Source organism: Acinetobacter sp. GWC1_38_13 (genome assembly GCF_001767535.1).
Lineage (GTDB): Bacteria > Pseudomonadota > Gammaproteobacteria > Pseudomonadales > Moraxellaceae > Acinetobacter > Acinetobacter junii.
The window spans coordinates 1-6,583 of record NZ_MELG01000123.1 but is presented as its reverse complement, the minus strand read 5'-3'; the positions used below and the strand labels follow the sequence as shown (position 1 = coordinate 6,583).

7 protein-coding genes are annotated in these 6,583 nt (G+C 37.5%); 3 read left to right on the top strand and 4 right to left on the bottom strand.

Translation table 11 applies throughout. From position 1 onward, the window contains the following. On the top strand, positions 1–465 hold a 465-nt coding region (locus A2003_RS13620), incomplete at its 5' end, for a phosphate-starvation-inducible protein PsiE (RefSeq protein WP_286687495.1). A gap of 36 nt (positions 466–501) precedes the next feature. Here A2003_RS13620 and A2003_RS13615 read toward each other — a convergent pair. Both A2003_RS13615 and A2003_RS13610 read right to left on the bottom strand, forming a co-directional pair. After that, entirely contained in the window at positions 502–879 is a 378-nt protein-coding gene (locus A2003_RS13615; RefSeq protein WP_004964056.1) for an RcnB family protein, read from the bottom strand. 138 nt (positions 880–1,017) lie between these two features. Further along, a complete protein-coding gene (locus A2003_RS13610) occupies positions 1,018–1,503 on the bottom strand; it encodes an RcnB family protein (RefSeq protein ID WP_004964059.1) in 486 nt (161 codons plus the stop codon). Positions 1,504–1,671: 168 nt separating this feature from the next. On the opposite strand from A2003_RS13610, the gene A2003_RS13605 reads away from it, so the two are divergent. Beyond that, complete coding sequence (locus tag A2003_RS13605) at positions 1,672–2,118, top strand: hypothetical protein (RefSeq protein WP_004908900.1); 447 nt, start codon at positions 1,672–1,674, stop codon at positions 2,116–2,118. Positions 2,119–2,148: 30 nt separating this feature from the next. On the opposite strand, the gene A2003_RS13600 is transcribed toward A2003_RS13605, so the two are convergent. Together A2003_RS13600 and znuD are read right to left on the bottom strand one after the other, a co-directional pair. Continuing rightward, positions 2,149–3,612, bottom strand: coding sequence for a phospholipase D family protein (locus A2003_RS13600; protein ID WP_194598184.1), 1,464 nt, complete (start codon positions 3,610–3,612; stop codon positions 2,149–2,151). Between the two features lie 79 nt (positions 3,613–3,691). Continuing rightward, on the bottom strand, positions 3,692–5,767 hold the full coding sequence (gene znuD, locus A2003_RS13595) for a zinc piracy TonB-dependent receptor ZnuD (RefSeq protein ID WP_286687494.1): 2,076 nt from the start codon (positions 5,765–5,767) through the stop codon (positions 3,692–3,694). Between the two features lie 133 nt (positions 5,768–5,900). Here znuD and A2003_RS13590 point away from each other — a divergent pair. Continuing rightward, a partial coding sequence (locus A2003_RS13590) for a DUF4184 family protein (RefSeq protein WP_286687493.1) occupies positions 5,901–6,583 on the top strand: 683 nt, incomplete at its 3' end.

The following is a 6,583-nucleotide window of genomic DNA, read 5'->3' as shown; positions in this document are numbered from 1 at the left end:
CAACGCTTATTTGACAGATTTGGTCACTATGCCGTTGAAGCATTCCATTATTTAGCTTTGTTTATTATTGGCTGTATGATCGCGTGGTCAGCAGTTCATACCGTAATTGATATTTTAACCGTCAAAAAATATGCGACGATTGATGATATTTTATTATTATTTATCTACTTAGAGCTTGGCGCTATGGTTGGAATTTACTTCAAAACCAACCATATGCCTGTACGATTTCTGATTTATGTTGCAATCACAGCACTTACACGCTTGCTTATCGCAGATATTCAACATAACCACAAAGCATCTATGGATCAGGTCATCATCACAGGATCCATTTTGATCTTAGCTTTGGCTATTCTGATTGTCCGTTTTGCTTCATGGAACTACCCCTCTGTGATCCGAGGCAAAGAGCAGGAACAGCAAATTCCAGCAAATAAAACACCTCGACCTCAAGACGATGAGCTTGCATAAAAAAGCAGCCTTACGGCTGCTTTTAAATTCATTAAGTTATGCGATTCGATAAACACGATATTTTGAATCAACCAACACGTATTTTCCTTGTACTTGCATCCAGTTATAACCACGTGGTGGCTGATATAAACGATGATAGCGATAGTTTGAAACCACATAACGTTTACTACGGAATTCCGATGGTAAACGCTCGCCACGTTTAAAGTTTACTCGTTGTCCATAATGGTTTCCACGATCTGCATTTGACCATCGCGGTGGATCTCTATGATCATTTCGGTGGTCATTTCGATCGTAACGCTGCTCATAACGATCTTTATAGTCGTGATGATTGTTCCAACGATTTGAATCTGCCATTGCTGAAGCAGATGCACCAAATAATAAACTTGATACCAACAACATAACTGTCTTTTTCATTGTTTGATCCTCTGTTTTGATCTGAACTCAGATTAAGCAAAACTCTAGGAGAAACCATGAATAAAACGAATGAGATTGCAAAACTTTGTAATCAATACTGAGAAACTATGGAGATATCTCAACCTAAGGTATTAAAGCTCATCGAATAATTTCGATTCTAAAATTATCATCAGTCACTAAAAAATATCTTCCATCGATCATCACCCAATGGCGTCCACGTGGTGGTTTGCGTAAAGAATAATAATCCCAATCTCGGATCACATAACGCTCACTCCGAAACTCACTTGGTAACTCATTTCCGACTACAAATGCCTCTCGGTGATATGTATGTTCAGAGTGAGTCTCAGGATAGTATTCAATACTGACACTTGGGCGATATTGGTAAGAGTAGTGATTATTTTGGTAGGGTTGATAATAATACCCCTTCGGTGGTGCTGTAGGTGTATAACGCTGATTTGAGAACGCAAAAGGATCTTGAGCTGGAGGTTGATAAGTTTGTTGAGATTCATGATATGGACGACGTTCAACTCCTCGATAGCCGCTCCAGTTATTTGCGTAGCTTAAGGCTGGCAAAGCACTGATCGCCAAAGTTAAACTCAAAATTTGAAGTTTATTTTTCCTCATTTCTAGTGCCTCAAAATGATTTCTACAATTAGTTTAGTACAGAAAAACACCAGCACTGTAGTAATAATATTTTTTTCGACAACCAGTAAAATTTACAAGATGGGCTGATGTTGAATGAAGCATAACTTAAGTATGTTAATATCTTTTTTTTAGTATTGGAGTGGTTCAGTGTCTGAAATGAATTTTGATCGTCTTTACGATTTCTTTTCTAAAATTCCAAGCGTGCAAAAGGAAAGAATCATTGCACATGGCACAGACGAGCAACATGCGTGGTGGTTTAAATTTAGTATTAATGTAGAACACGCACTAGCATGGCAAACTGTTCAAGAACTTGGACATGTTCTGAATTACTTATCAACCAACGAGCGCTTACCAACACAATTTTTCCCTGTGTCACCACCACCCTATATGAATGGTGAAGCAAAGGACTTTTTGGCATGGGTCATTCAATGTAACCATCCTGAATTTGATCCCAATACCGTTTGTGATTGGCTTGAAGCACGTTTGCCCAACCCTGTTGAAGATGAAAGCCAGTGGAAAATTCAAACTGATCTAAGTGAATTAGATCAACTTGCTGATAAGGATTTGGATCAGTTGATTCCACCAAATCCATAATAAAAAAAGAGGCTATAAGCCTCTTTCTTTTTAGAACGTCGACAATCCAGACCATTCCATAAAACGATATATCCAATATTTTAATTTTGATTCATCTGCATACTTTGCATAATCAACCGTCATTTGACGGCCATTTAGGTTATTCCACGATGAATTAAAATATGTCTCTGCATCACGAAAAACCTGTGCTTGTGTATTCCCAACAACTTTCATGTTGGTTTCAAGATTATAATTTTTTAAATTGCGTGCAGTTAGATTTGCAGAACCAAGAATCAACTCTGCATGCTGATGATTATATTTAAGCAGCATTTTACTATGACATTGCTCTCCATGAGTATCACACCATCGAATCGGAATACCAACAGCATTCAATTCAGAAGCAACTTGTCGATTGGGTATACCATTTTTTTGTCGACCAAATGCATCTTTATTCGGATCTAAGATCATCCGCACATCAACACCACGCTTTTTAGCTTGTTTAAGTGCCTCAATAATTTGTCGTTCTGATAAATAAAACATAGCAATATCTAAATGATCTTGAGCTTTAGCCCCATTTATCATCTTGATTACAGCATCATAAATTGCTTTTTCAGTCAGCACCTGCACTTGTGGCAAGCTCTTATCCTCAGCAAATGCACCCATGATCACAACAGGACTTGAGCCCTTAGACATAGATGCAACTGCTTGCTCTGTCTGTAGCATATCAACCGCAGTTGGACCATCTACAACTAAAGCAACATTACTATGATGTGAACTGCCATCATGTGGATTTGCAGAAGTCACTAAGCTTTTCCAACCTTGTTCCGTATCCACAACCAAAGTTTTTCGATGATTTGCTTTGAAGTTAAAGAGTTCTAAATAACTACGTAAAGTGATTTTATCGTCACCAAATGGATTTTTTAGCCATCCACCCTCTGAACTATTGCCTAGATTCTGACAACAGATATACCAAAAACCAGACCAAAGTGGATTAGATGCACGTAAAGGTTTCAAATCTGTTTCGATTACATCAATACCTGCTTGGCGCAATAAACGATAATGTTCAGGTGCAATCCCACCATATACAGAGTTGATTGGATCAGTGATCAATACAATTTGAATGGCCGGGTTCTGTTGTCGCTTTAGAATCAGTGCATCTGTTAATTTTTGCATCAAAGGGATTTGCTGAACCTTGGATTGACCTACTTCTTGATTAAACAAAAACATATCCAGCACAATTGTGGTTTGTGCATCATCAATTAATTTAAAAATTTCAGTAAAAATTTTCTGATCGAGATGTTGCTTTCCTTGCGCATCTACATAAGTTTGGTCTGCTAGAAATTTCACATTGGCATGACGTAATTGACCAGTGAAATTCAATCCTTTAGGAAGAGGTTTCACCGTATGATAAATTGCAGAAGCAATATATCCTATAGCTAAAATACATAAAATCACTGCCATGTAACGTCGACCTGACCAGTTTAACTTTTGATGAATTCTTTGGAAGATGCGCATATAAACAGAAAAAAGCCCTAGCCTAATGAACCAAGGCTAGAGCTTATAGATTGATATTTCAATAAGATTTCAGTGAAAATTAAAAGTTAAAATTTACACCAACTGTAAAATTACGACCAACTTGAGGGATCGTTGAGAGGAACGATGCATGTTGATAAATTTGGTCATCTAAAAGGTTATTTGCATTTAGAAAAACGCGATAATTACCTAAATTACTATATTGACCCGAGTATGCGACACCAAGATTCAACATATTATAACCTTGTGTTTCGGTTTCATATGCCGTGATTTTATCTTGGTTAAAGACATGATAATACTCAGCAGATCCAGTGAAACCATCACCAAAATCAGCATTTACTTTAGTCCCTAAACGCCCCGCTGGAACACGTGGAGCATTTTCATTGTCGATTTTTCCACGCACGTAATCACCAAACACACCGATTTTGTATGTAGGAGAAATTTGGTAAGCAGCTTCTGCCTCAGCTCCATAAAAACGTGCTTTGTCTTGAGTATATTTTACTAGGCGGAAGTCTTCGTAACGATCTAAAGTTTGTGCGTAAATGTAGTCATCAAACCAGTTATGATAAACATGGATATGATAATCAAAACGATTATTATCATAATGGAAGCCTAATTCCACATTGTTCGACTGCTCTTTTTTGAGCTGATCATTTCCTAACTCATAGGTATTGGTCGCAAAATGTTTACCATCAGCATATAACTCCTGAGCTAGTGGTAGGCGTTGTTGATGCGATGCAACTAAAGAAAGTTTATAGTCTGGTGCAAATTCCCAGTTAGCGGCACCTGAAGCAGAAAATGCTGAACCATCAAAATCTTTCTTACTTGAATCTTCGATATCGATTTTTTGTTGATCCACACGAGCTGCCAACTCAACATGTACGTCATTGAATTGAGCATGTTCTAGAGCAAAAAGACTCCATTTTTTTGTCGTATTTGGCGCTAAAAATGCTTCTTCACCCGTTAAATTTAATTTCTGTTGCCCATACTGAGTACCTATCACACCTTCCCATGCTCCGATTGGGTTATGTACCAACTCAACACGTCCATCATATGCTTTATTCTTGAAGCGAGTAGCAATCTTATCTTCTTCAATTTCATCGTGCTGATAGTCTGTATAGCTTGCTTGCACTCTAAACTTCTTAAAACCTTTGAACGGATTGTCTAATTCAGAACGAATGTCATAACGTTCAGATTTTAAATCAATCCACGGTCCTGCTTCATGTACGTGTTCACCTTCATATTCATCATGATGATCACCACCATGCTCATCTTCGTGTTCATGATCACCACAATGTAAATGTGGAGTCCCAACTAAATGAGCTTCACAACTTTCATATTCATGACTATGGCCAGGTAGACCATATTTATCTTGACGATTACTGTAAGAAATCCCTGTAAAACCACGATCGTAGATCCATGACAAACCAACATTTACAGTTTGACCTTCAGCAAAAGTATTATCAACTCGACGCTCTTTTTCACCTTCATGAAAATAATCGGGTGCAATGTAATTATTCGCATCACGTTTTAAACCTTCAACACGTAATGCTACTTGATCGCCTAAACCAACTGTAACACCAGCACTTGCCAGCTTTTCATCACTTCCCGTGTTGTAGCGTAATCCAACATTTCCTTCATAACCTTTTTCAGGCATTTGCGTAGGTAACTTACTGTCAATCACATTGACTAAACCACCTACTGTACCTGCACCAAATAATAATGTAGAAGGACCACGAATCACTTCGACCTGTTTTGCTAACGCAGGATCTACAGTTACTGCATGATCAGGTGATAATGTCGATACATCAATGTTTTCAGATGAGTTTTGTAAGATTTTGACTCGAGCACCATCTTGACCGCGGATGACAGGACGACTTGAACCAGCGCCGAACTGATTTGAATAAATCCCCGTTTGTTGCCCAAGTACATCCCCAATGGTTACGGCACCTTGTGATAATTTAGTTTGATCAATCACACTATCGGCTACCGCAAAATCCTGTGAGGTTTGTTCCAATGGATGCGCTTTGATTCTAATCGTTTCTAAGCTTTCAACTTTTTCGTTTTCAGCAGCAAAAGCTGTTACAGAAACAGCTGCTAATATAGACAGCGTTAATATATTTTTATAAAACAACATGAACATTATCTCGAATCAATTTATTTTTGTTATATTATAACATTTCATCCAATTTGCAATAAGAAACATCACAACACGAAACATTTGCTACACTGCTGCTCCATGATTTCATAAAAACTCGTTTTCTAACGATATGCCTTTTACACTTTCCCACGCTGTACTTGCACCACCATTATCAAAACTGACTAAAGGACATCTTCCTATTGCTACTTTGGCGATTGGATGCATGACACCTGATCTATATCGTTTATTTACAGATGAAAGTATTGACACAACTCATCAGTGGTCAGGTATTTTATTTCCGAATCTTCCGATAGGTTTGTTTTTCTGCTTACTTTGGTATCTGATCTATCGCCCTGTGATGTATCGAGTACTTGGAATCATTCATCCTCTAAATATTAAATCGTTTGATCAAATCATCACTTTCGTATTAATGACTTGTTTTGCAATTATCATCGGTACCGCAACCCACTTAGTATGGGATGGTTTAACGCATCTCGATTTTCGAACTTTCGCTTTTAAAGATTTACTGGCTCAGAATATTTCAATATTTGGTTTAAATTATCCCTTACATTTCATATTGCAAATTACTTCATCTGTTGTGGCTTTACCTTTTATCTTTTGCATGTGTAAAAGCTATTACCATACCCATAAGCAACTGAAAGCTGTTCCTGTAAAAATTAAACTATTCATGATCATAAGCTTAATAATTTCAACAATTTCTGGGATGTTATCTGTCTGGGACTATAGTCACCACATCCATTCTGATCTTTGGAACACCGAACGATATTTTTTTATCGGCAAATCAATTAATGA

What these genes read in the sequence shown, in the direction of transcription:
- A2003_RS13615 (WP_004964056.1), bottom strand. Translation starts at nt 879, where the DNA reads ATGAAAAAGACAGTTATGTTGTTGGTATCAAGTTTATTATTTGGTGCA.
- A2003_RS13610 (WP_004964059.1), bottom strand. Translation starts at nt 1,503, where the DNA reads ATGAGGAAAAATAAACTTCAAATTTTGAGTTTAACTTTGGCGATCAGT.
- A2003_RS13600 (WP_194598184.1), bottom strand. Translation starts at nt 3,612, where the DNA reads ATGCGCATCTTCCAAAGAATTCATCAAAAGTTAAACTGGTCAGGTCGA.
- znuD (WP_286687494.1), bottom strand. Translation starts at nt 5,767, where the DNA reads ATGTTGTTTTATAAAAATATATTAACGCTGTCTATATTAGCAGCTGTT.